Source organism: Microcoleus sp. N9_A2, assembly GCF_036701775.1.
Taxonomy (GTDB): domain Bacteria; phylum Cyanobacteriota; class Cyanobacteriia; order Cyanobacteriales; family Microcoleaceae; genus Microcoleus.
The window spans coordinates 249,551-276,069 of record NZ_JAUBRH010000002.1; the positions used below are offsets into that span (position 1 = coordinate 249,551).

A 26,519-nucleotide genomic window follows, 5' to 3' on the forward strand; every position below is an offset into this window, starting at 1 on the left:
CAAAAACTGCACCTTTCTCACCCAACAGCCATCTTAACCCCAACAAACCGCTCGTAATCTTCCAACAACCACGAAGGCAAACAACTATTCGCATCCTGAAGTTGCAACTGCCCAGGGCGACAAAACAGCATCGCCGCCAACAAATTATTTACAGCTTTAGGCGCTCCAAACCCTTTACTCAACTCAACAACCAACGAGTTAAAAAACTCGCGATCGCTCTCATTTAATGGCTCGTTAATAAACCCGCTGCCCAGCATTGCTTTGTAACCCTTGCCAAAATCGCTCCGGTACAAAACTTCTACTTGTTCGCCGGAAACGCTCCGCCAAAAATCGGCAATTTGCTTGCGAATATCCCGCAAATCTGCTATTACCAATTCAGCCGTCGGGTCGATTTCATAAAGATTAACCGCAGCAGTTAATTGATTGAGAAACTGCGGCAGATAATCGGGTTTTGCAAGTGTTGGTTCTGTTGTCGCGAATACGCTCTCAAACACCTTTTCATAATCTTCAAGCAACCACTGTGGCAAGCGGGTGCGAGCATCGGGAACCCGCATTTTTCCCGGAACAAAATACAGCATTGCCCCCAGCAGAGCATTGATAGCTTGAGGCTGCACCAACCCTTTGCTAATTTCGGTCAATTGCTGCAAAAATTTTTGTTCTGCTTCAGTCATTGCTTCTGCTTGCAAGCCACATCCTAGTATTGCTTGATATCCCTTGCGAACTTCTCCTCGGTAAAACTTTTCTAGTTTCTCTGAAGGAACAGTCAGCCAAAAATCAGCCATTTGTTTTCTGATTTGGCGGAGTTCCAAAACTACGGATTCGTCTGACGAATCAATGCGGTAAAGATTGACGCATCCTAACAGTTGATTCGCAAATTGCGGGGATTGAATGTATTGAGCTAGCAAGTCAGAACTTGAATCCGACTTGACGGCGGCTTCAGTCTCAAAAACTTGTTCGTAATCCCCAATTAACCAGTGTGGCAAACGGTTACGAGCTTCGGGAATTCGCATGGTTTCCGGCGGGAAATACAGCATCGCCGCGAGCAAGGCGTTGACAGCTTTGGGATGCACTAATCCTTTGCTAATCTGGGTTAATTGCTGCAAAAATATTTGTTCGCTTTCGATCATCGGTTGACGTTGGAAACCGCTCTTGAGCAGGATTTGATAGCTGTTACCGGGCGCGCTTTTGTAGGCGGTTTCAAGGTTTTCTGTGGGAAGGTTCAGCCAAAAATCAGCGATTTGTTTGCGGATTTGACGCAGTTCGGATATTGCTGAGATGTTTGATGAGTTTCTTTGGTAAAGCTTGACGGCATTCGAGAGCATCTCGCCCAAATCTGCCTGTTTGGGAATGCTATCTTGTAAGCTGCGGGATGCTTCCAGGTGGCTGGTTTGCCATTTGCCAAAGAGTTGTTGGAATAATTTGCCGATCGCCCCCGAGTATGCAACACTATCAAAACAGGCGGGATTGCCCTGCATTTTTTGCTGAATTTCCTGGCGTTTTTGCTGGCGCAGTTGCGGGTTAGTGCCGAGGGTAACGGCTAGCTGAATGTAGGATGCTTCGTCATGGGCGATTAAATCGGGCATCAAGAGCGATCGTACCACAGCCGCTCCCATGCGCGATCGTAAAGTATTCCCATCCCTAACCACCGTTGGAAGTCCCACTTCTAACGGATCTACAAGGGAAGTAGTCCCCGCATAGGGATAGGAATCCAAATAAACATCCCCCAACTTCAAAACTTCTTTAACATCCGCACGGTTAGGAAAACTCTTCAACACCCGCAAACGATTACTCTCAATGCCATACTTAGCAAAAACGGCTTTCATATTATTCACAAAAGCCGCCCCTGGATAATAATTAGTCCAGCTAGGGCCAAAAGGCATTAAAAACAGCACCGAATTAGGAACAGCCGCCATAATCTTTGCCCATGTTTCCCTTAACTCCGGCACTAGCTTATACAAATTCGCACTCGAAATAAAGACAACCGATTCCTCGGAAATGCCGATACTATTTCTGGTAAAATTAATGTTAGGAGTGTAAGGTTCGAGGGTATAGCTAAAACAGCATCCAGGGCCGTCAATAGTTGCTAATTCCTCGCGATAATGCTCCTGTCCTTCAGGTGCAGGTTCCATCAACTTACCAGCAATGTAATAGTCAATGTGTCGTATTCCTGTAGTCACAGGAGAATTAAAACAAGTAGTTTGTACCCGCGCCAATCGATGCAGCGCCAGTAAACTAATCGGGTGAGTAACCGCAGTAATATTTGTAGCTATCAGCAGAATATCTAAATCATCAGCGCGGATTGTCAGAACTTGACTTGGCAAGTCATTCGACAGTTTAACCAGTCTGTCAGCGCAACTCTGACAATACTGTTCTAGTTTGTTCCCGTCGAGATTAAGAGCGTACAAAATAATTTCAAATTGCTCTCGGTTGAGATATTCAAAAGCCGGCAATGTGGCGAAAGTTTCCGTCATCGCCCCGAAATGCTTAGTCAGAACTCCGACCCGAATTTTCTGTCTGTTTGCAGACCTTGCAGGAAAAATGCAATCAATGGCAGCCCCGCGATTTTTCATCGCAAATTCAATAATATCTGCCCGCTTCGTGTAGATATCTTTGAGATTTTCACTATTGAAGTATAGAGGGATAAAGTTAGCACTTTGAGTAAAAAACCAGGCAATTTCCTGCCAAACTTGTGAATTTTGGTTTTGGAATATATTGCGGTGTACGTAACTAACCCATCCCTGCACGTAGTGGCAATAATTGTCAGCCTCTCCTAATTCTTGAAAGAGAGTCGGCGCCGCAAACATAAATTTGAGATAGTCGTTGACAAACCAATTGGGTATAGCTGCGTTTTCATACTTCAGCAACAACTGGTCAGCCCGACGGTAAAGAGCGGCTGCTAGTAAGTAGTTAACATCTTTGAGAGTTTTAATTCCCTGGGATATATGTGCTGCTAGTTGAGCTATCAAACTCTGTTCGGCATCTGTTAGTGCTTCATATTTGATAGTGCTATTGAGCAGCATTTGATGTGCCTTACCTGTATCGCCGGAGTAGGCAGTTTCTAGTTTTTCTGCGGGTAGATTCACCAAATAATCGGCAAGTTGTCGGCGGCAGTCGCGGATGTTAGCCAAAGCAACTTGATTAGTTTGGTCTTTTTGGTAATCTCCCAAGTATTGAGGAAGGGAAACTAAGAATTGTTCTGGTTTAATAACTTGAGCTAATTCATCAGCAATCAAGTTGCCGTGTTGCTGCAAAATTTGTTCTGACCAACGAACTTCTTCGGGTTTATAAAGTTGAGAGTGTAGGCGAACAATTGTAGCTCTCATCAAGTCTAATTTTGGGCGTTCTCCCGCCATTTTTTGGGTTCTGCTAGAGCCGTCGCCATGTTGCCTATAGTACAGGTAAGGCTGAGGTAATCGATCGCCTAACCAGCCTTTTTCATAGGCGGAAATCCAAAATTCCCAGTCTTCGCATCCCAGCTTCATCACTTTTTTTAAGCCGCCTACTTGCTCGTAAATTTCTTTTCTAAATAAGGAAGTAGCGGGGGCTTGATTGTCTCTCAAAAATTTATTGGGTTCAAAGTCGCCGTGGTTGACTAAATCGCAGTTTGCCCCGAAGTGCTGCACATCTGTATAGACAAAGCCCACATTCGGTTTTGCTGATAAAACTTCAACGCACTCCTCTATAAATTTGGGATGAATTTTATCATCAGCATCCAGGAATAAAATCAATTTTCCTGACGAATTCTGAACGCCAACATTCCTCGAATCTGCGGGCCCAGTGTTGGGTTTATCGATCAGGCGCAGCGCTTTTTGAGGATACAATTGAATTAAATAATTTGTGAAGTTGCTGGTATCATCGGTGCTACCGTCGTTGACAATTATGCACTCCCAGTTTTGATAGGTTTGATTGACAACGCTTTCTACAGCTTCTCTGAGTAGATTTGCGTGGTTGTAGCAGGGGATGATGATGCTGACGAGTGCTGGTTCGGATGTGCGGTAGGGCATGGCATTTAGCTGTGACGGAGAGATGGCAACGGGGACGGTAGTGGCGGGTTTGATACCTCGGCGGATGATGCCGTATTCATTCCATATCTTAAGCGTTTCTTGTTGCGATCGCCCTGAACCATATTCTAAACCTTGTTCGTTGTGGTAGTAAAGCCCGATCGCTTCCGGGATGCGGCACATATTTTCTGTTTTGCCAATCCGCAACCAAAATTCGTAATCCCCAGCCGCAGTCAATTCTGCTCGGAAATAGCCATGTTTTTCGTGCAGAGATTTTCTCCACATCGGCTGAGAACCCGTAATGCAGCGCTGTTCCAGTTCCCCATAGGAAAATTCCGGCCAATTCCACCGCGTTTTAGATTGCGTCCCCGCCCAAGTATCATTAACAACATTCGTAATTAATTGATCTCCGTAAACCAGAGCAGTTTCTGGTTGCGAGTCTAAATAATTAGCCATGATTTCCAATGCGTCGGGGCGGTGTCTGTCGTCGGCGTTCGCATTAGTAATGTATCTGCCTCGCGACATCTGGATGCCTCTATTCCAAGCCGCATAAATCGTTTCTCGCTCTGGAATCCGGCAGTAAATTATGTTAGGATATTTCCCTTGAAACTCCCGAACTACTGCTCCTTCATTCTGTTGAGAATTACTGTCTATTACAATGATTTCCAGTGCGCCTTTTTGGTACAGGGTTTGGTTTACCAGGTCTTCCAGACATCCGCGAATAAAGTTTTCTGAGTTGTAGGTAGAAACTATGGCGGATACTTTTAATGAATCTGAAACTTGAGCAGTGACATCTTTTGTTTCATATTTAATTTTTGGCGTCTGTTTGTCAATCAAGGTCATGAATTGAACTGCAACATTCGTCAGTTCGCTTTGCAAACGGCTATTGTCATTCGCCAGCAGTTGTTCAAATTGGCGCGACAAATTTAGATCGAAAAACTGCGTGAAGTGAATTCCTTTTGTTTGCCAAAAATTGTTGATGTAATTGACCTGATGTTTGATATGATAGGCAACAGGACTAGCAAGATATTTCAACTTGAGATTTTTCTGATGAGCGGTAAGCGGTATCCACAAATCCCACCAGGGAAGACCTAAACTAAATTGGGAAGTTGGAAACTGTTCTAACAGTTGTTTGTCAAAGAAGAAGAAATCAAATCCCTGAGCGTAAACTTTCCCCTCTGTGTTTTCAGATGTCTCGACATCGACTCGCGAACCGAAAACTATGGAATTTTCCGCTTCTTTGCAGATTAAGGCGAGAAAATCGTCACCAGCTTTCAGGCGGATGTCTGAGTTGACTATGCCGCAGATTTTTGTAGGGCGATCGCGCAAATATGCAAACATATCATCAAGATACACTAGCGGTCTTCCCGCTTCGACCCGTGCATCGCGGTTTACCGCATGAAAAGTAACATTTTCATAGATGGGCTGTAGTTGGCTAATTTCTTCAGGGCTATTGAGCGAAACAGGGGAAAATCCCAGACTGCGCCAGCTTTCTACAGCCGCCCGCTGATTCTCAATATTTCCCGGTGCTATGCTGGTTACGATGATGGTATTGTTTATCTCATTTACAGACAAGCCACTCGAACTCAAATTACCCCCATCTTGACTGGGAAGTGGTTGTTTGACATAAAAAGCATCTCCCCAAGATGGATGGGAAGGATTGGCCATCGCTACTCGCACAAAGCCGTATGATGAGAGAAAATCATCAATTTGGTCAATTAACGCGCACCCTTCATAAAGTTCTTCGCGATTAACTTCTGTGATAATTGCGTCTATATATTTCAAAGTCTCGACAGCGCCTTGAAAAGCCAAAAGTTCTGCCCCTTGAATATCAATATTAATGATATTAAAATCGGCTGAAGTGAAGGGGCTTTGTTCCAGAAGTGCGTCTAGAGTTTTCGAGATGACGGTAACTTGATTTACCTCTACCATGCCGGGGTAAATATCTTTATGCAGCTTCAGGGGCAGAATGCTGCTGCTCATATCGTGGGAATTCACTCGCAGATTGACTGTGCCATTTTCGTTGCTGACAGCGCAATTTGCCGCCCACACATTAGGAAGTCCAGCTATATTCTGTTTCAATCTTTCAAAGACAGAAGGATTAGCCTCTATGAACAGCACTTTTGGCACGCCCATCGCTTGATATTCCTTCATTTCTTGCCCTTCGTGGGCTCCGATGTGAATCAGACCGCGCGGGGTAATCGAGTGTTCCTGACAAAGTTTCTGTAAGTTTAGATATCCTTTTGTTGCTATCACTTCATTGCTGCTATTTTTAGCTATTCCGCTACCAGAAATATGATGTTGATTTGCCTCGAATTTAGCATAAACATCTCCCCACAGTAAGGAGTCATTGCTAGATTCTAGGTACTTGACAAGGCGTTCCTCGGAAACCCATTCAGGAAATACTAAATTAGCTTGTTCGCCATTGGCAAAATTGAAAAGCTTATATCCGAGAGTTTTCAGGTGGTTTATGCACTTTTTTGTATCGTCAATAAATTCTATGGCAAACTCAAATGATATATAAGGAATTGGTGTAGATAGTCCCTTTAATACTTGATACTCGAAGCCTTCTACATCTATTTTACAAAAATGTGGTCGTCCCCACACTTCGATCATCTCATCTAAGGTAGTAACTTCTACGCTAACAGTTTCATTCCATTGGTAGTTAGCAAAACGTCCGGTCTGCCATTTTTTAGAAAAAGTTGATATGTAATTCGCATCATTACATACTGAAAGCTCCATCGTTCCCTTTTGTTCTGCCAATCCCTTGTTAACGATGGCGATATTTTGATTGTGCTGGTATTTTTCGGTCAAGATGTTGACACAGTTTGGCTGGGGTTCAAAGCATATTACTTTCGCTCCAGCGGCAGCATAGACCTCTGTTTTTTGCCCTATATTTGCCCCGACATCAAAAACAATATCTCCAGGTTGAACAAAGTTACGAATAAAATTAATTGCCATTGATGATTTAATTTCCATTGTTTTTAAGTCCATTTTTAGTGTCTCCAGATGAAAGTCTAAATTAAGAGTTTAGCTGAATCATTATTCTGAAATTTCAACCTTTTACAAGAGATTTTATAGGACGGCGAAGGTCTGATGCTTAACTTTTTTGAGTTATTCCCTATAGGGAAACAGCCTTGAGCCTTGCCCTTGGTTCTGTCGTATCAGCTCGATCGCGCTCCTGTTACTCCAAAGCTTCTTCACAGTTATACGCCAAGTCGGCTACCAAAACAGCACAGGAGCGCGATCGCCACTTTTATAATGCACTTGACAAATATTACTTTATAGTGTATAAAAATGCACCCGTTAGTAAAGCACTCCCATCTCCTGACGAAGTGAAGGAACCTTCGGTTTCCACGACCTCACCTCAGACCGCAGAGCCCTGGCCGGGATTCCTCCCACGCAAAAACAAGTTACAATTACGTTAAGATTGATGAACATAAATAAAAAATCCCAAATCACAGGGACTAAATAATTAGGAGGATCGACCTCGGTGAATAAACGGTGGAGAAACGCTGGCCTGTACGCACTGCTGGCTATTGTAGTCATTGCCTTAGCAACGGCTTTTTTTGACAAACAGCCCCCAAGCCGCGAAGTTTGGAAGTACAGTCAATTCATTCAGGAAATCGAAGGCAAGAGAGTAGACAAAATAAATATCAGTTCCGATCGCAGCAAAGCCCTCGTAACGGCTCAAGATGGCAACAAGGTACTGGTTAACCTGCCGAACGACCCAGAACTGATCAACATCCTGACCAAAAATAAGGTAGACATTTCAGTTCTGCCCCAAAACGACGAAGGTTTCTGGGTAAAAGCCCTCAGCAGCCTGTTCTTCCCGATCCTGCTCTTGGTGGGACTGTTTTTCCTGGTGCGACGCGCCCAAAACGGGCCCGGCAACCAAGCCATGAACTTCGGCAAATCCAAAGCTAGAGTTCAAATGGAACCTCAAACTCAGGTGACATTCGGCGACGTAGCCGGCATCGAACAAGCCAAGCTAGAACTCGCCGAAGTCGTGGACTTCCTGAAAAATGCCGATCGCTTCACCGCAGTCGGAGCAAAAATCCCCAAAGGCGTACTGCTAGTGGGCCCTCCCGGAACAGGCAAAACCTTGCTCGCCAAGGCAGTGGCTGGAGAAGCAGGCGTTCCCTTCTTCTCGATTTCCGGTTCAGAATTTGTGGAAATGTTCGTAGGTGTGGGTGCTTCCCGCGTCCGCGACTTGTTTGAACAAGCTAAAACCAACGCTCCTTGCATCGTATTTATCGATGAAATTGATGCGGTAGGTCGCCAGCGGGGAGCTGGTTTGGGCGGCGGTAACGACGAACGGGAACAAACCCTGAACCAGTTGCTGACCGAAATGGACGGTTTTGAAGGCAATACAGGCATCATTTTGATTGCTGCTACGAACCGCCCCGACGTGCTGGATGCTGCGCTGCTGCGCCCGGGCCGTTTCGATCGCCAAGTTGTGGTCGATCGCCCCGACTTCTCCGGCCGCCTGGAAATTCTCAACGTTCACGCCCGCGGCAAAACTTTGTCGAAAGACGTGGACTTGGAGAAAATCGCCCGCCGGACACCCGGTTTCACAGGTGCCGATTTGGCTAACCTGCTGAATGAATCGGCAATTTTGGCCGCCCGCCGCAACTTGACCGAAGTCTCGATGGATGAAGTCAACGATGCGATCGACCGCGTGCTCGCAGGCCCAGAAAAGAAAGACCGTGTGATGAGCGAAAAGCGCAAAACCTTAGTAGCTTACCACGAAGCCGGTCACGCTTTAGTCGGTGCCCTGATGCCCGACTACGATCCCGTGCAGAAAATTAGCATTATCCCCCGCGGCCGCGCTGGCGGTTTGACATGGTTCACACCGAGCGAAGATCGGATGGATTCTGGCTTGTATTCTCGCTCTTACTTGCAAAATCAAATGGCGGTAGCTTTGGGCGGCCGCATTGCTGAAGAGATTGTCTTCGGCGAAGAAGAAGTCACGACTGGCGCTTCCAATGACTTGCAGCAAGTGGCAAGAGTAGCACGGCAAATGGTGACTCGCTTCGGAATGAGCGATCGGCTAGGCCCTGTAGCTCTCGGTCGCCAGCAAGGGAATATGTTCATGGGTCGCGATATCATGGCCGAACGCGATTTCTCTGAAGAAACCGCAGCGACGATCGATGATGAAGTGCGTTTGTTGGTAGAGCAAGCTTACCGTCGCGCTAAAGATGTACTCGTCGGCAACCGCCACGTCCTTAATGCTTTGGCAGATATGCTAGTTGAAAAAGAAACTGTCGATTCCGACGAATTGCAAAATTTGCTAGCCAACAGCGATGTGAAAATGGCGACGATCGCCTAATCAATTTTGGATTTTGGATTTTAATCTTTAGATTAAATCTAAAGTTTAAAATAGGTAATTGGGGTGGTTCTGGGATTGTCTGGAATCGCCCCGATTTTTTTGTGTCGCGGGCTGTTTTAGAGAAAATCCGCTGACATCGGAATTATACCAGAGTGCGATCGTCCCCGATCGCGAGGAGATCGCGAGTGATCTGGCGATCGCACTGTATCATTTGTATGTAACCGGACTTGAACTTCACCCTTGATAAACTTCTCGCCGGTGACGAACTTTACTGATATCGATCGTGCGGCTGTCGTCATCAATGGTGTAGATTACCCTGTAATCACCAATCCGAATTCGCCAACCATTTTTCTCCCCCTTTAACTTGAGACACCCCGGCGGGCGCGGGACACTTGCTAAAGCATTTATCTGGGGATAAATTCGGCTGCTGATTTCAACGGGCAGAGCATCCAGGTCTTTTTGAGCCGAACGTGCAGTAATGACCAAGTAATCAGACATTCAACATACCCTTTTTCTCAAGCTGCTGCTTAACTTCTTCCCAGGGAACTCTTGGTTCATCTTTTCTAGATTCAATGGTCAAAGAGTCATAAACATCCTCCCAGAGTTCGCCGTGCTTCTCGAAGTCGAGCACCACCGCAATTTTTTCGCCTTCGCCGTCAACTAAAAACTGAAAGTCTGTCGGTTCGCCGCATTCAGCCAGCACGTCAACCCAGAAATTGCTGTGTTCTTTGAGGTCAACAATTGCAGCAGTTTTGTTGCCTAGATTATCGGTTAAAAATTGAACGCCGCGCATATTGTAGTTTGGCATATATCGAAGTTTGTAATGTGTACTAAAATTATATCCTAGTTAGAATGATACTAATTTCCCCAAAAAAAGCAACTGTATGCCCATGTTCCAAACCATACCATAATAATCATTAGTAGACCTTTGGCTAAAGTCACCTCTTGAAACTATTTGCGTTGATCTGCGTGCATCTGCCTATTATCTGCGGTTGATCGGCTCTATCAAAATTTCATGCAAGAGGTCTATTGATTCTCAATCTTAAATCTAAAATTTCAAATCGCATGAATCATCAATCTTGGTTGACACAACTAAAAAAATACCGGGCGATCGCAGTCATCCGTTCCTCCGAAAAAGAACTCGCTTCACAGATGGCTTCATCGGTAGCAGCCGGAGGAATCCAGTTTATTGAAATTACTTGGAACACCCACAAAGCCGCTGAATTAATTGCCGAACTCCGCTCGGAATTCCCTACTTTTAGTATTGGCACTGGCACCTTATTAAACTTAGAACAGTTGCAACAAGCAATAGACTGCGGCGCTCAATTTCTGTTTACTCCCCACACCGATTTAACTATGATTAAAACAGCAGTTGACGCCGGAGTGCCGATCGTCCCTGGTGCTTTTTCTCCCACAGAAATTGTGACCGCGTGGCAAGCCGGCGCTACCTGCGTTAAAGTGTTTCCGATATCGGCTTTGGGAGGCGCGGCTTACCTGAAAAGCCTGCAAGGCCCTCTGGGACACATTCCTTTGATTCCCACTGGCGGGGTGACAGTGGAAAATGCGAAGGTATTTATTGACGCTGGGGCGATCGCCGTTGGTTTGGCCGGAGACTTATTTCCGAAACACTTAGTGGAAAATCGAGATTGGGAGGCGATCGTCCAAATCGCCCAAACTCTTACCCAAAAGTTAACAATTAGTTAAGCTCTCTTTCCCAATCCAACATTTCAAATCTACAATCTAAAATAGGACAAGCCAATCTAAAATCTAAAACTTGTACTGAGCGAAGCCGAAGTATCTAAAATCTAAAATAGTACGAGGTGTGAGAAATGAACAGCATTATCAACTCAATTTACTTCCGCCGCGCTGGAACTTTCTGTGCCGGCTGCGCCCTCACTTTTGCTACATTCTGCGGTGGTTCAATGACCGCATTTGCCAGCGAACAGCACAACATAATTGCCAATAAAATTATGCTGTTGCAGCAATCCAGTGAACGCTGGATTGAAATAGATTTGTCAAGACAAAGATTAATAGCTTGGGAAGGAAATCAACCTGTTTATGCGGTGATTATTTCCAGCGGCAAATTATCCACTCCCACCCGCACGGGAACCTTTGCCGTTCAAACCAAATACCGCGTTGCCAGAATGACTGGGCCGGACTACGATGTGCCCGACGTTCCCTATACAATGTATTACGACGGGGGCATGGCAATTCACGGCGCTTACTGGCACAATTTGTTTGGCAATCCCGTCTCTCACGGCTGCACAAATGTAGCTGTAAATCACGCTAAATGGCTGTTCGATTGGGCCTCGGTGGGGACACCCGTGGTGGTGCACAAATCTCAGGTTTAGGGCATTGGGAATTGGGCATCGGGCATCGGGCATAGTCGAACATTATTAGAACTGATGCACCGGTTTCTTCGATCGGAGTTCATCAGTTCTGGTTTTTTTAGCTTGCTGACTTTACTGCTGTTTTTATACTAATTCTCAAAACTCATGCCACAGTATCTGTAGGGTGCGTCGCCACCCTTAAATCTTAAAGAATATCCACAATCTTTGAGCGACGCACCTTACACGAGCGGGTGAGCGTAAAAAAACCCACACTCATCATTGTTGCAAGACTTTAGATAATTGGTATTAACAACAATCCCAATTGTATAAAACTTTACTAAAATCTAATTCTCTGAGTGCTGATTCATCAATAAAAAAGTTACCGACACCACTGTCTCCCCACATGATATCTACTGTCTCATTGGCATCGCTATCCATTTGGAATAGAAGAATGTCTAGCTTTTGTTTTTGCTCAGAGGTATTACTACATTTTCTTACGTCGTCTTGTGTAAAATAAGGATAACCACCTATTTTATGACCAAAGGAATGCGATATTTCTCGGTACTCATCCTCAATTTCAGGGTTCCTAAATAACTCATGGATTTCCGAGCCTAACAGTTCGGTAAATTTGTAGTCAATGGTACTAATCGGCGCATATTTTTTAGTAAATTGCAAGCTGCAACAGCCATTAACAGGAATAAATTCTAGTTCCGGCAAAAAATCATAATTGGTAATGATGTTTTCAACTCGGAAGTCGGGCTGAGGAAAATAGATTATTTTGAATCTGTCTTCGACTGTGGGATTATCAACATCGGCGGAATTGCCCAAATCTAAACCATATAGGTCATCGTCGGCTATATAGAACTGTAAAATCCCCCGATCGGGAAAACCATCTAAAGGCGGTACTTCAGAAAAGTTGATTTGTGCTAGCAAGAATAAATATTTACCGTCAGCAGTTTTTGGATACTCAAAGCCTTTAGGTAAATAAGGAAATCCCCCAAATTTACTCTGCCACCAATTAACGTCATCATTATTCTGGGTTTGAATTTCGATGTAAGGTTTAATGGTAGCTTCGATTCTGTCGCGATACTTTTCTAGTTCGGGAGAGAGTGGACATTCTAGTTTGTAGTTCATCTGCTTTTAACAATTTGTTTTGAACGCCATCAGTAGGGTGCGCCGAAGCGCACCTTACCTGTAAAGTCTATCCTTAACTTAACTGCACCACTGGTTTGTCCTCTAACAACGTTTCATTCGTCAGCAAATCTTCCACAGTAATCCGCAAAAATCGCTGTTCGTCAACGCGGAAGAAGATTTTGATGCGATCGCCCCCCGGATACCCCGGCGGTGTCAATTGCGCGATACTGCGAGCTCCATCTTTGTCATTTAGGGGCTGTACCGAGGTTTGGCCGGCGATTTGGCGAGTAATCAGCCGATCGCCATCAAAATATATCTCCGTCCCGCCAGTTTCCGCTCCCAATTCACCGATAATTAATTCAATACTCGGCTGATTTTCTAAAGAAGCTCCCAAGACTAATTCTACCGGTTCGCTCATCGGATAAGACTGGCCCGATTTAATTAAACTGTGCCAACTGTGGCAATTTTCGCGGCGGTTCCAGTAGCGAATTCCGTAACTGTGATAGAGAAAATCTTTGATTTCTATGCCTTGACTCAATTGTAGAGCACCTTGGGCGATCGCCTCAAAGGGTTTGTCGCACCGAATCTTTGCCGGCTCGAAATATTGCTCAACCCAACGCTTTACGGCGGGAATTTGAACAGTACCGCCAACGAGCAAAACTGCATCAATGTCGTCAATTTCTAAACCTTGGCGGCGCGCTTGCTGCAATACTTGATTCATGCACTCGTCGAGGTTGTCAAAAAACTGATGTTCGGCGAGGATAGATTCAAAGCCATCACGGTCTAATTCTAATTCGTAACTCTCAAAATTTTCATCATCAAAATAAACCTCAACCGCCTTATTTACCAAAGATAACTGAATCTTTAACCGTTCTGCCAATCTCGTTGTAATCGGAGATTTTGCCAGCCCTTTCGTTTTGAAAAAATAGTCAACCAGCCAATTATCAATATCAGAACCGCCCAAATTTTGTCCGGATTTAGCCAAAACCCTAGCAACTTTTGCCTTTTGTGCCGAAGATTCAGCTAATAACTTTTCGCCCCATTTCAGCAGAAAACCCAGGGGCTTTTTGCCAGCAGAAATATCCAGGCGCACTAAAGAAAGGTCGAGAGTTCCGCCGCCGAAATCAATGACTAAGAGAATTTCGCGATCGGCTAAACCGTAACCCAAAGCAGCCGCAGTCGGTTCGTCCAACATCCGTACCTGTTCTACTTGCAGAGATTCAGACACTTTACCCAACCAATGGCGGTAAGCTTCAAAACTATCTACGGGCACAGTAAAAATTAGAGAATCTACAGGCAAAGGTAGTTCGCGAATTGAGTTGACAATTTTACTCAAATACCACTCACCTACTCGTTCAAAATCCACAATTTGCCCGTCTAGTTCCGGCACAAAACCCTGAACTACAGTGCCAATTCCCCGCTTGAAATTGCGGAAAAACCTAGAATCTCCACTCAGATCGAGACCTCTGTCGCGGACTTGTTGACCGAGTATTACTTTACTTTGAGCAGCGTCCTCAACGTAGAGCAAACTGGGAATTAGGGGCGGGTTTTGAGCTGAGATTGCCGACAATCCCGGTAATTTCAAAGTTTCTGGCTGCTGGATGGCCTGATTCCAGCGAGCGACGACGGTGTTGCTAGTTCCAAAGTCAATGGCGATCGTCATTGGGCCAAAATACACAGCTATTAGGGATTAGATTATATTATGATATTTTGAGCCGCAAATGCAAACAGGCGATCGAATTGTTCTTACATGAACATTTTGTTGCAACTGAAAAGGCACGCCACTTTGATAAGCGGCACAAAACTCCCCTGTCTGCAGCAGCCAAGCTTTTACCTTCGATCTCAATACAATTTTTCAAATGTCGCGTGAAAAAAGCTGGATAATGGCGATCGCAAAACAGCACTATTGGCTTTAACACTGCTTGTCCCTGCTGCTAGTATTGGTGCAGTAACAGCATTGTATATTGCCGGAAGCTGGGGACAAGCCGTCTCAGCCTTGTGTCAAATTTGGTTGCTGGTTTTTCCGATCGCCGGGTCTGTTTTAGTCGATCGCGAAAAGCTCAGTTTATCCCTACCCAAGCGCCAAGAATTGCTGGCTGGATCTATTTGGGGAATATTCATGTTTGCGGTGATTGTGGGTATCTACAGCCTTTTCGGTCAGCACTGGATCGATCCTGTAGTTGCTAAAGAAAAAGCGCAGCAATTAGGTATTAGCAGCCCTAATATTTACTTGATGATTGAAGCATATTTTGTGCTAGTTAACTCGCTGATTGAAGAATTCACTTGGCGGTGGTTTGTCTGCAACAAATGCCAGATTCTGATGCCGGGAACAGGAGCAATATTTCTCAGTTCACTATTTTTCACCCTCCACCACATTTTTGTCATCGCAGCCTACAGCGACTGGCGCGGTGTGATTTTAGGCTCATTAGCTGTCTTTGCCGCCGGGATAATTTGGTCGCAGTGTTATCTAACTTACCGTTCGCTTTGGCCTAGTTATATCAGCCACGCGATCGCAGATTTAGCGCTGGCAATTATTGCTTGGCAAATCCTCTTTAATTAGCTAATTTTTTATCTATAATCGCTGGCAAGTATACAGTAAAAGTTGACACTTTCTCCAACTCGCTCTCCCGACTAATATCTCCTCCGATCATCTGACATAATTTCTTTGCGAGTAAGCAATTTCTAGTCCCAAACCCGTACCGCCCTACCGCAGAATTGTCCGCAGGAGCATCTGTGTTTTGCAGCATTTTTTGTTTTAGTGCTGTCTTCACTCGCTTGTTTCTACAACCAAGCCAGCGAGAACAGCACTACAAAAGCTTGCGCTCAGATGCTCCCTTCGTCCACTTGCGTAAAAAATTAAAATACTCTTTCAATTTGCTCTGCATTCATCCCAATTCTAGTATCGCTGACTTGGAAACTCATCCATTTTTTAGTAGCCGAAATCTCCGATTCTGCTTCCTTCTCTCTGCTTCCTCCTTCCGGCTGCGCTTCTGGATCTAAAACATCCGATGCTGCTTCCTTTTCTCCAAAAATAATAAATCTATACTGGCGAAACTCTATGTTCTGTAGCACGATTGGGAATCCTCCTTTTTCAAATATTCCCGGACGCATCAATCGGGTTTTTTCACGAAAATACGACAAGTGAGGGCGAGGTATAGCGGTTGAAAAACCTGATTTTTTCTCTGATTTTCGCGTTCAGGAGTGTCCTTGGCGCGATCGCCCCATGCCGCTATTTGAACAAACCACCATCTCTCAATCCTGACAAAATACGATATTTTTTCCTCAAAAAATACATGACAGTTACACAAAATTACAGTCGCAGTTCGGTGTTTAGAGTAAGTGGGCGCTCTGTAAATCAATATTCTCCAATTAATAATTTACCTTTTTGACGCGACAGTATAAAATTTTGCCGGGAGCGATCGTCCGTTGACTGAATATTGTTACGAATGTTACCTCTAGCTCACGCAATAAAATTTGGGTGCTTTTTGTGTCCCGTACACCCTGTCTGTAGGATAAGTAACTTCTGTTATATTAGACGATAAGAGTGGTTTGGTGGGCGTGTTTGCTGCCAAAAAAGCTGCTGTTTGATGAGGGATAGGTTTACGGATTTTTGTTACGAATGTTACCTTTAGCTAGAGCAATAAAAGTTAGATGATGTTGGGTTTCCCGTACATCCCTGTCTGTAAGATAAGTAACTTATGTTATATCGGACGGGAAGAGTTGTTTAGCTTTGTTTGCCACAAAAAAATCTGCTGTTTGATGAGGTATCTGTCTTGAGGAGGAACATTCCCATACATGAAAATTACCCCTAGAGGAACTGTTGGGCGCTCGAATCAATCGTTATTATCAGTTCAATCGATAGCAAAGTTGTGGTAGATCGATACTGGGGTGTTGCGAACAGTCACTAGGTTGGATTCTATGTACACAGCAGGAAAGCGGTAATTAATATCCACCCGCCCCTCTTTCCTATCTGACTCTAAAACTAGCGCTAGTAGCGCCGTCAAGAGTCGGAGTCTTCAGCGGGACTGAAAAATGAAAATCACCTTTGTTCTTCCTACTTTGTCTTTGACTGGTGGAATACGAGTAATATCTATTTTCGCAGAACTTTTGAGAAAGCGAGGGCACGAAGTGTTCGTCATCTCTGTACCTCACGCCCAAGCGAGTCTGCGCAAGCAAGTCAAGTCACTGCTGCGGGGACGGGGTTGGATTTCGACACCTGAAAATGAACCCTCATTTTTTGATAACTTAGGTGTAGAACACAAAATGACCGATCGCTGGCGCCCGGTAGAAGACAAAGATGTACCTGACGCTGACGTAGTAGTTGCCACCTGGTGGGAAACCGCCGAGTGGGTAGCCAAACTCTCTCCTAGCAAAGGAGCAAAAGCTTATTTTATCCAGCACCACGAAATTTTTGACTATCTACCTCAAGGAAGAGTAGAAGCAACTTGGATGCTGCCCATGCACAAAATTACGATTTCTGAGTGGTTAGTTGAGCTAGCTAGGACGAAATATGGCGATCGCCAAGTTTCCTTAGCTCCTCCTACCGTGGACACCAAGCAATTTTACGCCTGTCCTCGCAACAAACAATCGGTTCCTACAGTTGGTCTAATGTACTCTACGATCTACTGGAAAGGAACTGACATCGCCCTCAAAGCTTTTTCCCTAGCGGCAGAAAATATCCCCAACCTGCGTCTGGTTGCCTTCGGTACAGGGGCCCCATCCTCGGAATTGCCCCTACCGGCCAATGCCGAGTATGTAATTCAACCCGACCAAGACAAAATCAAAGACTATTACAGCAAATGCGATGCCTGGTTGCTGGCGAGCCGCTCAGAAGGCTTCGGCTTGCCTATTATCGAAGCGATGGCGTGCCGCACTCCCGTCATCAGTACCCCAGCAGGCGCTGCTCCTGAAATTTTGAGCGGGGGTACAGGCATACTTGTAAGACCTGAAGATCCCGAAGAAATGGCAAAAGCCATAGAGTCTATCTGTCAGTTGCGAAATTCCAAGTGGCAAGCCATGTCTGAAGCCGCCTATGCCAAGGTGAACAATTATACGTGGGAAGATGCCACGGATCATTTTGAAGCGGCATTGAAAGTTGCTGTAGACAAATCTAAAGACCGCGACGTTCACATAGACCGCTTATCTCCCTACAAAGACCGCGACGTTCACATAGATTGCTTATCTCACTACTATGAGGACGAAAAAATTCCGGTTGAATGCTAAGTGCAGCGCCGCCATTTGAAATTCGGCGCTACGGGGATTTTCGGCGCCGGATTTCTGGGCAGAAACTCAATATCGTTTGGTGGGGTGTTTCTGCCACAAGTAAAATCGCCCGTTTCCTGTTTTCTACGTGGCAGTCTCGACACGAATTCTGACCGCAGCGACAAGGGAATAATGGTTATAAATTGATCTGCCAAAATCTGAATTAGAGTGCAACGGAGGTTTTAAGGCTGGCTCCGTTACCGGAAAACGAGAGGAAAGCCCCTGGCTTGCATCACAGGTTAAACTTGTCTAGTCGTCAAACATCTGCCGATTTATAATTGGGAAAAGTCCCTGACGACAAAGTAAGATCGGCTCGACTATCGAGTTACGATCGCTTCCAGCAGAGAACCCCACCCCGCAGAAAAGCCAAACAGAGGCTGGTAAGTGCCAAATTGCTTTAAGGAGGAGTTTTAACCAGTATCAATCTTCAGTATCTATTCATGAAAATTACTTTTGTCCTGCCTACCCTTAGTCTTACACGTAGCATGAGGGTTTTATGTATCTACACAGAACTGCTGCAAAAGAGGACACAAAATATTTATTGTCTCTATGCCCCTGCCGCAACCGACTTTAATCCAACAATTGCGATGGCTGCTGAGGGGTAGGGGTTGGCAGTCCGCTCCCAAGACACAAAAGTCTCACTTTGACAAGGTAGATGTCGAAAGTCGAGTTATCGAAACCAACCGTCCAATTACTGACCTTGACGTACCTGATGCCGATATTGTCATGGCTACTTGGTGGGAAACTGCCGAGTGGGTGGCCAAACTCTCTCCGAGGAAAGGAACGAAAGTATATTTTTTCCCACATTATGAGGCTTTTGACAACGTACCACAAGGTCGAGTAGAGGCAACTTGGCGGCTGCCGATGCACAAAATCGCTGTGGCCCAGTGGCTGGCCGACATAGCTCGGAATGAATACGGCGATTTGTCTGTATATCTTGTCCCTCCCACCGTGGACACCAAACAATTTTACGACCCCCAGTCGCGCCTGGGGCAGCCGCGAGGCAAGCAGTCAGTTCCCACAGTCGGGATGTACTATACTAGAACTCCTTGGAAAGGCTGCGATATTGCCCTGAAAGCTTTCTCTCTAGCTGCCCAAAAAATTCCCAACCTTCGTTTAGTTGCCTTTGGTTCCGGCGATAGTCCTCCTTCCTATTTGCCGCTGCCTCCGGGTACTGAGTATAATCAGGAACCTACTCAAGAGCAACTCAGAGAGTTTTAAAGCAAATGCGATGCTTGACTGTTTTCCAGCAGATCCGAAGGCTTCGGCTTGCCAATTTTAGAAGCGATGGCTTGTGGCACTCCATTCATCGGCACTCCAGCAGGCGCAGCTCCGGAACTACAAGCTTGCGGGGGTGGCATACTTGTCAAGCCAGAAGACCCAGAGGATATGGCAAAAGCGATCGAGCAGATTTGTCAGTTGTCTGATGCCGAATGGCGCGCCATGTCCGAGACTGCTTTGGAAACGGTAATAAATTATACTGGGGAGGATGCAACTAATCTCTTCGAGGCGGCACTGTACACTGCTTTGGAACGTCAGGCACAATTAACGAACCAGACGTAAAATTGAGGTTGATTTAAAAGATTGGGGTTGGGCAATCGTTTAAGCGAGAATTTTTATCGGGCAATTTGAGTTGTCTTTCTACAATTTTACTGCCAAAAAAAAACCTATGGTTGCATTAATCCCATTTGCTATGTTCGGCTTTATTCCAGTCGTTTTTTACCTGTTTGTGAGGTTTCCGGCTCAGCGGGCAGTAATTATAAGTTTTGTGGCAGCTTGGCTTTTTTTACCGCAAGCTTCTTATCCCATCCCCTCATTGCCACCGTATACCAAAATCTCCGCAGCTTGCTACGGCATTTTGCTGGGGACTCTTATCTACGATACGGTGCGCCTCACATCTTTTAAGCCCGGTTGGCTGGACGTGCCAATGGTAATTTACTGTTTGTGTCCAATTTTTTCACAAGTTAGTAATGGCGGCAGCCCGATTTCTCCGACTATCAACCAAATCGTTACTTGGGGTCTGCCTTATTTTTTAGGACGCTTGTATGTGGGTAGTTTAGACGGGCTGCGACAATTGGCGATCGGGATTTTTGCAGGTGGGTTAGCCTACATTCCTTTTACTTTAGTTGAAGGGATTAGGGGCCCAATTCTGCACCAAATGATTTACGGCGTCAATGCCTTTGACGACTGGGGTCAAGCAAGGCGTATGGGGGGGTGGAGACCGGTAGTATTTATGCAGCACGGTTTGATGGTGGGCCTATGGATGATGACAGCCGCCTTAATTGCTGTTTGGCTGTGGCAAACTGGGACGCTTAAAAAGTTTATGGGCCGTAACATCAAGACTTTAGCAATTATATTAACTATCGCTTTTTTCCTGTGCCGTTCTACGGGCGCCTACAGTTTATTTGTATTCGCGTTGATCGTATTATTCTCTGCCAAGTGGTTTCGCACCTCTTTGCCCCTGCTATTCATAATTGGATATATAGTGTTTTATCTGTACATAGCTGCATCCGGCCAATTTTCGAGCAAAGACGTGATTGAGTTCATCAACCAAGTATTTGGCGAAGAACGAGCCGGCTCTTTGAAGTTTAGATTTGATAATGAAGAGATATTGGGGGAAAAGGCGCGGCAAAGATTTATGTTTGGCTGGGGAGATTCGGGCGGAAACCGCGTGTATAACGAATACGGTGATGATATCTCGGTCACCGACAGCTTATGGATTATTGCATTTGGCATCAACGGTGCAGTGGGTTTAGTTAGTTTATTTTCTTCCTTGTTACTTCCTGTTATCGTCTTTTCCGTGTTCAAATATCCCGCCAGAACCTGGACTAATCCCAAAGTAGCACCCGCGGCCGTCCTGGGAATAGCCTTAACTATGTACGTGTTTGACTGTGTTTTGAATGCTATGACTAACCCGATTTTTGCCCTGATTGCTGGAGGAATATCGGGTCTCGTCTTAAAAGCTCCAGAAAGTCTTAAGGCCAAGAAAACCACTTCGCCACCAAGAAGACAGTCCCTGGTTCACCAAAAATCAGGATGATTTTCAGGAATGCGATCGCTGCTTCACTTCAAGCTTGACACTATCTTGCCTTCCCTGGAGACAACAACTAAAAAATCTACCACTTTTGGATGAAATCCAGTTCGGAAGTTGCGAGATATTTCTCACTAGGTTAAAATTTTAATCTCATAAACTGTTTTTTACATTCATTGGCAATGCTTCAACAAGTATTAGCACGGGATGGATTTTTTCTTGAAACTGTGTTGCGAGTTATAAACTTAAAAATGGGCTTTATACACTTTTTCTAAAACGAGCTGATTCTTTACATAATCTTTAAAAATCCTCACTAGACAGGGAGGGTGTAGGAGGATATACTGAGAAAAGTATGTTCACTGAAGCACCCAGGTAGTTAAAACACGAAACTGTATTGTGGGTTATAATAGTTTGAGTTGTAGTTTAATATAAAGACTGGAAGGGAATAACAAATGAAAACAGTTAATTTATTGAATGTCTCGATAGATAACTTCTCCATAACCGAGTTGTTTGAAAAACTAGATTCCGAAGGCGGTGTCGTATTTACGCCAAATGTAGACCACTTGATTAAGTTGCAGTATGACCGCGACTTCTATGAAGCTTATAATAAATCTAGTTATAGAGTCTGCGACAGTCAAATATTGATGTATGCCTCCAAGTTTTTGGGGACTCCTATCAAAGAAAAAATTTCCGGTTCTGACTTGTTTCCTGCATTTTATATGTATCACAAAGATAACGAGAAGATTAAAATATTTTTGCTAGGAGCTGCTGAAGGTATTGCTAGGAAAGCCCAGGAAAAAATTAACCAAAAAATTGGTAGAGAAATAGTGGTTGAAGCACTTTCTCCTTCTTTTGGCTTTGAAAAAAATGAGGAAGAATGTGAAACAATAATTGACGCGATCAATAAATCAGGGGCGACAGTTCTGGCCATAGGGGTGGGAGCGCCCAAGCAAGAGAAGTGGCTAGTTAAATACAAGAGCAAATTAACACACGTCAAAATTTTCTTAGCAGTAGGTGCAACCATTGATTTTGAAGCTGGTTGCAAAGCCAGATCTCCCAAATGGATGAGCGAAGTCGGCATAGAATGGGCGTACCGACTGTTAAGCGAACCGAGAAGGTTGTGGAAAAGATATTTGATTGAAGGTCTGCCGTTTTTCCGATTAATCTTAGAACAAAAATTAGGGTTTTATAAAATGCCTTTCGTTGACAGCAAAACTACGAAGCTAGAATGGGAAGGTGGTTCCTAAAAACTGCAGCGACCAATCTCTAACGTCAATTAAGCTGAGTATGAGAGAAAGTGCGTTTGACTTCAAGTCAAGGTAAGACGGATGCAAGCTGTGGATAGCCCGATCGCACTTTCTGCCAAAAATATTCATTTTTGCTTTCAATTCCCGGTAAAATCGGAAAGAAACCTTTTTTGGAAATCCCTAACTAGGGATGCAACCGATGAATCTACCTTCTTTCTTGTGGTTGTGGAAAATAGCGGCTTGGTCAATGGGTGTTTCCCTGTTAGCTTACCTGTTGCTGGCGGTTAGTGGAACGTGGATGTTTGCCGCTCGCAGTACCAAACAACCGCGCCCAAAATGGCTGCGTCCCTTTCATTTAGCCACTGGTGCGGGGATGGCAACTTTGGTAATTTTACTGCTGGGAATTGGTGTAGTCGGTACGCTGGGATACTATGGCAATTTGGGTCACTCGGCTCATTTACCGGCGGGGTTAGCAGTTGTAGCTTTGGTGTTGGTTTCTGTTGGAAGCGGGCTGCAAATTGGTCCTAAACATCCTTGGGCGCGTCCCCTCCACATCGGCACTAATTTGGCTTTGTTTGGGGGATTTGTGACTGTGTTGCTCACAGGATGGACGATCGTACAAAAGTATTTGCCGAAAGTTTGAAACCTGTCTATTTGACCTCAAACTATACCAAATGTGCAAGGAAAAACATATATGTAAGGTGCGCCACAGCGCACCCTAGGTTTAATTTTTTTGCGTGAGTCCGCTTTTTGTGATGAATTCTAAAATATGCTGCGCGGTAGTCTGTGGCTTTTCTAAGTGGGGAACGTGCCCGCAGTCGGGTATCCAAATTAGTTGAGAATTTGCGATCGCCCTTGCAAACTTTTCCGCATCCGCCGTCCCCAAAATCCGGTCTTGTTTTCCCCACAAAATCAGCGTCTGCTGCTGAATTTGCGATAATTTTTCCCCAAAACCTCCGTAACCGCCGCTTTTTGTAAACGCAATTAAAGCTTGATTCCAGTTGGGCATTTCCAAGTGCAAAGCAGCACAAGTTTGAGCATCTTGAGAAGCCAAATTTTTATCAAAATAAGCATTGACGCTAATTCGCTGGCGAATTTTGGGATTGCGTAAAAATGAAGTTGCCAGATACCCTAAAGGAGGAATTAAAAACTTTCCCTTATTAGAACTGATGGCAAAACCTGCGCTATCTATTAAAACTAATTGTTTGACAGCTTCGGGATAATTGAGAGTGAAATCAATTGCTGCTGCACCTCCCATTGAAGCACCGACTAAGATTACAGGCTGAGAAATTAGCGTTTTCCAAAAATAGTAAAGATGACTTTCAATTGCCCTCGCGCTGAATGCAAAACCAGCCGATCTTTCTGTAAAGCCAAAACCCAACAAATCAACCGCCCAAGTTTCATTTTCGGCAGCTAGCAGCGGCAACAGGCGGCGAAATTCAAACAAGGAACTGTCGAAGCCGTGAATTAGCAAAATCGGTGTGTTTCCGCTGCCTTGGCGCACGTAGGTTGTGGCAATTGGCCCACAAGATAGGGGAGTTGTAATTGCCTCGCGTTGAATGCTTTGGGCTAAGGCAATTGAGGTAGATTCTGTGAGTTGTGCGATCGATTTTGGGAGAAAACTTGCTGGCATAATTTTTGATAAATTGTGAATTCGTAGCGGCGGTGCTCCCGCGATCGCCCTAAGACTTAAGTATATATGCTCGATCGCCCCGTATTTGAGCATCGCTACTTAGTCTCGCTCAGCCCAGGCTAAGACTGAGTTTGTTAATTTAATGCTAAAATATTTGAGAATTCTTGCCAATAATTTCTTTTTAGTTTACTATGCTTAAGGGCAGTAAGTATTGCTTGATTGGGGTTGAAGCGCAAATCAGCATCTAGCGCAAGAGAGATTAAAACTAGGAACTCGCCAAAAACTCGTCTAATATCTGGGCGTGGAGAATACTTTCCTCCGAAATATTAAAGGGGAAAGAGTTCGCTAGAACGGGAAATTCAGCCCTATCTGCGATTGCACATCGATCGTATTGAGAATAAATCTCAAGTCGATCGTACCAGCAAGCCAAATAACTTGTTATTAAAGTCGATCGACTTCCAAAACAGATGAAACAACAATACAGCCAACAGAACAAAGACTCAAACCCCGGACAGTTCGAGGGTTTTACCTTTTACGGTGAGACACCAGAAGTCTCGAAAACCGAAGACAGCAGCACAGAAGCTCAACCAGACTCAGCTAAGAGTAAATCATTCCCGCTAGCAATGGCAATCATCGGCGACAAGCTGCGGATAGTTAAACTCAAGGGCTCAGAAGGCACAGTGCGCCGCCTCATCGGCATGGGATTCGTCTCCGGCATCGAAGTTCAAATCATCAGCAATTCTGGCGGTTCCGTCATTGTAGCAATTGGCGACAACCGCATCGGTTTGGGGGCCGGTATGGCACAGAAAATTATGTGTACGAATTAGGGGAATTGGGAGAGCGGAGACATTGGGCATCTTGCCCGCTCGCGAAGTCGAAGGGTGGGCATTGGACGTGAAAAAGAAGTTATTAAGCTGTTGTGCATTTAATATATTGAATGTTTAGGGCGGGCTAGAAGCCCACCCCACAAGAGTTTGATTATTTCTTGACAATCAATTCAAATGCTGATTAGCTTACCAACTACCAATAACCGATTACCAATTACCAATTACCAATAAAAAAATGAACGAGAAGAAACAACTGGGAGATTTAGCTGTTGGCAGCACCGGGAAAGTGATTTGCTATGAGAAAACAGCCCGTGGCTATAAAGGCAAATTGTTAGCAATGGGATTGACACCGGGAACCGAATTCACTGTCACTCGCCACGCACCTCTGGGAGATCCCGTAGAAATCCTAGTCCGGGGTTTTAAACTCAGTTTACGCAAAGATGAAGCAAAAACCCTATTTGTAGAGGAAGTGAAATAATGGCTAAGCAAATTATTGGATTGGTGGGTAATCCCAACTGCGGCAAAACTACTTTATTTAATGCTTTGACAGGTGCTAACCAGCGAGTGGGAAACTGGCCGGGTGTAACCGTCGAACGGAAAGAGGGAAAATATACTCACGATGGTTTACCAATTACTATCGTTGACTTGCCAGGAGTTTATTCTCTTGATGTTGAAGACGGAGATACTAGCCTTGACGAATTGGTAGCGCGAGATTATTTGCTATCTGGCGAAGCTGATATCATTATTAATATTGTTGATGCTTCCAATATAGAGCGAAATTTGTATCTTAGCACCCAAATCTTAGAGATGCGTGTGCCGATTATAGTAGCGCTAAATATGATGGATGTTGCTAAAGACAGGGACATCAAAATTGAGGTTAGCAAACTCGCAGAACGCCTCGGCTGTATCGTAGTGCCGATGAGTGCTGCGTCAAATGACGGATTGCCACTGCTGCGGGATGCTGTGAATAAGGCGCTACAAAAGCCGATCGTACCATCTGCATACGTCGCTTATCCGGCTGCGATCGAAGATGCGATCGCCCAACTCATCCCGCACATCGAAAAACACAGCCCAAATCGCAACGTCGATGCCCGCTGGACAGCCCTGAAGCTGTTAGAATATCAGGATGAAGTCGCCCCCGAACTCGCCAGTACAGAACTCGAAAAAATCGTCGTTCCGCACCGCCGCCGAGTCCATGAAACCCTCGATGACGACCTCGATATTATCATCGCCGACAGCCGTTACACCTTCATCCGCAACCTAACCCAAGGCGTCGCCGAATGTTCTAGGGAAATCAAAACCAACGTTTCCGACAAAATTGACCAAATTGTTCTCAACCGTTTCTTAGGCATTCCCGTATTCTTAGCGGTAATGTACCTAATGTTCACCATTTCGATTAACGTTGGTGCAGTGTTTATCGACTTTTTTGACATCGCCTTGGGGACAATTTTTGTAGATGGTTTCGCTAAACTTTTAGAAAGTATCAGCGCACCAGGATGGTTGATTGGACTTCTGGCAAAAGGTGCTGGTGGTGGCATTCAAACCACAGCTACATTTATCCCCCAAATTGGGATGATGTTTTTGTGTTTGTCAGTTTTAGAAGACTCCGGCTACATGGCACGGGCTGCCTTTGTTATGGACAGATGTAAGGATTCAGGTCAAAAAAAACTTAAGTGACGGCATCTGGTAAAATAAACGAATGAAAAAGCCCGCAGCCACCAG

General features: G+C 44.9%; 20 protein-coding genes. 13 read left to right on the forward strand and 7 right to left on the reverse strand.

The features are described 5' to 3' along the window. Nucleotides 1–17: 17 nt before the first annotated feature. Nucleotides 18–6,995, reverse strand: a complete 6,978-nt coding sequence (locus tag QUA44_RS02295; protein WP_333247570.1) for an FkbM family methyltransferase — start codon at nt 6,993–6,995, stop codon at nt 18–20. Between the two features lie 499 nt (nt 6,996–7,494). On the opposite strand from QUA44_RS02295, the gene ftsH3 reads away from it, so the two are divergent. Beyond that, nucleotides 7,495–9,333: an ATP-dependent zinc metalloprotease FtsH3 gene (gene ftsH3, locus QUA44_RS02300; RefSeq protein ID WP_333247568.1), complete on the forward strand. Its 1,839-nt coding sequence runs from the start codon at nt 7,495–7,497 to the stop codon at nt 9,331–9,333. A 234-nt stretch (nt 9,334–9,567) separates the two neighbouring features. Here ftsH3 and QUA44_RS02305 read toward each other — a convergent pair whose 3' ends face one another. Together QUA44_RS02305 and QUA44_RS02310 are read right to left on the reverse strand one after the other, a co-directional pair. Then, nucleotides 9,568–9,831 (reverse strand): type II toxin-antitoxin system RelE family toxin, encoded by a 264-nt coding sequence (locus QUA44_RS02305; RefSeq protein WP_265237788.1) that lies wholly within the window; start codon nt 9,829–9,831, stop codon nt 9,568–9,570. Further along, the gene (locus tag QUA44_RS02310; protein WP_333247566.1) at nt 9,824–10,141 is read right to left on the reverse strand and encodes a hypothetical protein; all 318 of its coding nucleotides are present in this window, start codon (nt 10,139–10,141) and stop codon (nt 9,824–9,826) included. The genes QUA44_RS02305 and QUA44_RS02310 overlap by 8 nt, the downstream gene beginning before the upstream one ends. A 257-nt stretch (nt 10,142–10,398) precedes the next feature. Here QUA44_RS02310 and QUA44_RS02315 point away from each other — a divergent pair, with 257 nt between their 5' ends. Together QUA44_RS02315 and QUA44_RS02320 are read left to right on the forward strand one after the other, a co-directional pair. Continuing rightward, a complete protein-coding gene (locus QUA44_RS02315; protein ID WP_333247564.1) occupies nt 10,399–11,037 on the forward strand; it encodes a bifunctional 4-hydroxy-2-oxoglutarate aldolase/2-dehydro-3-deoxy-phosphogluconate aldolase in 639 nt (212 codons plus the stop codon). A gap of 125 nt (nt 11,038–11,162) precedes the next feature. Further along, nucleotides 11,163–11,684 carry a L,D-transpeptidase gene (locus QUA44_RS02320; RefSeq protein WP_333247563.1) on the forward strand — a complete coding sequence of 174 codons (522 nt, stop codon included), beginning with the start codon at nt 11,163–11,165 and terminating at the stop codon, nt 11,682–11,684. Between the two features lie 285 nt (nt 11,685–11,969). Here the strand turns inward: QUA44_RS02320 and QUA44_RS02325 are convergent, their stop codons facing one another. Together QUA44_RS02325 and QUA44_RS02330 are read right to left on the reverse strand one after the other, a co-directional pair. After that, the gene (locus QUA44_RS02325; RefSeq protein WP_333247561.1) at nt 11,970–12,797 is read right to left on the reverse strand and encodes a YwqG family protein; all 828 of its coding nucleotides are present in this window, start codon (nt 12,795–12,797) and stop codon (nt 11,970–11,972) included. A gap of 73 nt (nt 12,798–12,870) precedes the next feature. Further along, complete coding sequence (locus QUA44_RS02330; RefSeq protein WP_333247929.1) at nt 12,871–14,460, reverse strand: Hsp70 family protein; 1,590 nt, start codon at nt 14,458–14,460, stop codon at nt 12,871–12,873. A gap of 243 nt (nt 14,461–14,703) precedes the next feature. Between QUA44_RS02330 and QUA44_RS02335 the strand changes: the two genes are divergently transcribed. Continuing rightward, complete coding sequence (locus QUA44_RS02335; RefSeq protein WP_333247559.1) at nt 14,704–15,357, forward strand: CPBP family intramembrane glutamic endopeptidase; 654 nt, start codon at nt 14,704–14,706, stop codon at nt 15,355–15,357. Nucleotides 15,358–15,653: 296 nt separating this feature from the next. On the opposite strand, the gene QUA44_RS02340 is transcribed toward QUA44_RS02335, so the two are convergent. Continuing rightward, a complete protein-coding gene (locus QUA44_RS02340) occupies nt 15,654–15,869 on the reverse strand; it encodes a hypothetical protein (RefSeq protein WP_333247558.1) in 216 nt (71 codons plus the stop codon). A 960-nt stretch (nt 15,870–16,829) separates the two neighbouring features. On the opposite strand from QUA44_RS02340, the gene QUA44_RS02345 reads away from it, so the two are divergent. The 6 genes from QUA44_RS02345 to QUA44_RS02370 all read left to right on the forward strand — a co-directional run bounded on the left by QUA44_RS02345 (nt 16,830) and on the right by QUA44_RS02370 (nt 22,980). Beyond that, the gene (locus QUA44_RS02345; protein WP_333247556.1) at nt 16,830–18,020 is read left to right on the forward strand and encodes a glycosyltransferase family 4 protein; all 1,191 of its coding nucleotides are present in this window, start codon (nt 16,830–16,832) and stop codon (nt 18,018–18,020) included. Nucleotides 18,021–18,608: 588 nt separating this feature from the next. Further along, entirely contained in the window at nt 18,609–19,280 is a 672-nt protein-coding gene (locus QUA44_RS02350) for a hypothetical protein (RefSeq protein ID WP_333247554.1), read from the forward strand. Between the two features lie 48 nt (nt 19,281–19,328). After that, nucleotides 19,329–19,622, forward strand: a complete 294-nt coding sequence (locus QUA44_RS02355; RefSeq protein ID WP_333247552.1) for a glycosyltransferase — start codon at nt 19,329–19,331, stop codon at nt 19,620–19,622. A gap of 106 nt (nt 19,623–19,728) precedes the next feature. Continuing rightward, a complete protein-coding gene (locus QUA44_RS02360) occupies nt 19,729–21,099 on the forward strand; it encodes an O-antigen ligase domain-containing protein (RefSeq protein WP_333247550.1) in 1,371 nt (456 codons plus the stop codon). Nucleotides 21,100–21,542: 443 nt separating this feature from the next. Beyond that, nucleotides 21,543–22,337 (forward strand): WecB/TagA/CpsF family glycosyltransferase, encoded by a 795-nt coding sequence (locus tag QUA44_RS02365; RefSeq protein ID WP_333247548.1) that lies wholly within the window; start codon nt 21,543–21,545, stop codon nt 22,335–22,337. 199 nt (nt 22,338–22,536) lie between these two features. Then, on the forward strand, nt 22,537–22,980 hold the full coding sequence (locus tag QUA44_RS02370) for a DUF4079 domain-containing protein (RefSeq protein ID WP_333247547.1): 444 nt from the start codon (nt 22,537–22,539) through the stop codon (nt 22,978–22,980). Nucleotides 22,981–23,061: 81 nt separating this feature from the next. On the opposite strand, the gene QUA44_RS02375 is transcribed toward QUA44_RS02370, so the two are convergent. Continuing rightward, nucleotides 23,062–23,970: an alpha/beta hydrolase gene (locus QUA44_RS02375; protein ID WP_333247927.1), complete on the reverse strand. Its 909-nt coding sequence runs from the start codon at nt 23,968–23,970 to the stop codon at nt 23,062–23,064. 467 nt (nt 23,971–24,437) lie between these two features. On the opposite strand from QUA44_RS02375, the gene QUA44_RS02380 reads away from it, so the two are divergent. From QUA44_RS02380 to feoB, 3 genes are all read left to right on the forward strand, one after another. Continuing rightward, nucleotides 24,438–24,797 carry a FeoA family protein gene (locus tag QUA44_RS02380; RefSeq protein WP_333247545.1) on the forward strand — a complete coding sequence of 120 codons (360 nt, stop codon included), beginning with the start codon at nt 24,438–24,440 and terminating at the stop codon, nt 24,795–24,797. Between the two features lie 235 nt (nt 24,798–25,032). After that, entirely contained in the window at nt 25,033–25,275 is a 243-nt protein-coding gene (locus tag QUA44_RS02385) for a FeoA family protein (RefSeq protein ID WP_333247543.1), read from the forward strand. Next, a complete protein-coding gene (gene feoB / locus QUA44_RS02390; RefSeq protein WP_333247541.1) occupies nt 25,275–26,474 on the forward strand; it encodes a ferrous iron transport protein B in 1,200 nt (399 codons plus the stop codon). The genes QUA44_RS02385 and feoB overlap by 1 nt, the downstream gene beginning before the upstream one ends. The last annotated feature ends 45 nt before the right edge of the window (nt 26,475–26,519 follow it).

What these genes read in the sequence shown, in the direction of transcription:
- QUA44_RS02295 (WP_333247570.1), bottom strand. Translation starts at nt 6,995, where the DNA reads ATGGACTTAAAAACAATGGAAATTAAATCATCAATGGCAATTAATTTT.
- QUA44_RS02305 (WP_265237788.1), bottom strand. Translation starts at nt 9,831, where the DNA reads ATGTCTGATTACTTGGTCATTACTGCACGTTCGGCTCAAAAAGACCTG.
- QUA44_RS02310 (WP_333247566.1), bottom strand. Translation starts at nt 10,141, where the DNA reads ATGCCAAACTACAATATGCGCGGCGTTCAATTTTTAACCGATAATCTA.
- QUA44_RS02315 (WP_333247564.1), top strand. Translation starts at nt 10,399, where the DNA reads ATGAATCATCAATCTTGGTTGACACAACTAAAAAAATACCGGGCGATC.
- QUA44_RS02320 (WP_333247563.1), top strand. Translation starts at nt 11,163, where the DNA reads ATGAACAGCATTATCAACTCAATTTACTTCCGCCGCGCTGGAACTTTC.
- QUA44_RS02325 (WP_333247561.1), bottom strand. Translation starts at nt 12,797, where the DNA reads ATGAACTACAAACTAGAATGTCCACTCTCTCCCGAACTAGAAAAGTAT.
- QUA44_RS02330 (WP_333247929.1), bottom strand. Translation starts at nt 14,460, where the DNA reads ATGACGATCGCCATTGACTTTGGAACTAGCAACACCGTCGTCGCTCGC.
- QUA44_RS02345 (WP_333247556.1), top strand. Translation starts at nt 16,830, where the DNA reads ATGAAAATCACCTTTGTTCTTCCTACTTTGTCTTTGACTGGTGGAATA.
- QUA44_RS02350 (WP_333247554.1), top strand. Translation starts at nt 18,609, where the DNA reads ATGCCCCTGCCGCAACCGACTTTAATCCAACAATTGCGATGGCTGCTG.
- QUA44_RS02360 (WP_333247550.1), top strand. Translation starts at nt 19,729, where the DNA reads ATGGTTGCATTAATCCCATTTGCTATGTTCGGCTTTATTCCAGTCGTT.
- QUA44_RS02365 (WP_333247548.1), top strand. Translation starts at nt 21,543, where the DNA reads ATGAAAACAGTTAATTTATTGAATGTCTCGATAGATAACTTCTCCATA.
- QUA44_RS02370 (WP_333247547.1), top strand. Translation starts at nt 22,537, where the DNA reads ATGAATCTACCTTCTTTCTTGTGGTTGTGGAAAATAGCGGCTTGGTCA.
- QUA44_RS02375 (WP_333247927.1), bottom strand. Translation starts at nt 23,970, where the DNA reads ATGCCAGCAAGTTTTCTCCCAAAATCGATCGCACAACTCACAGAATCT.
- QUA44_RS02380 (WP_333247545.1), top strand. Translation starts at nt 24,438, where the DNA reads ATGAAACAACAATACAGCCAACAGAACAAAGACTCAAACCCCGGACAG.
- QUA44_RS02385 (WP_333247543.1), top strand. Translation starts at nt 25,033, where the DNA reads ATGAACGAGAAGAAACAACTGGGAGATTTAGCTGTTGGCAGCACCGGG.
- feoB (WP_333247541.1), top strand. Translation starts at nt 25,275, where the DNA reads ATGGCTAAGCAAATTATTGGATTGGTGGGTAATCCCAACTGCGGCAAA.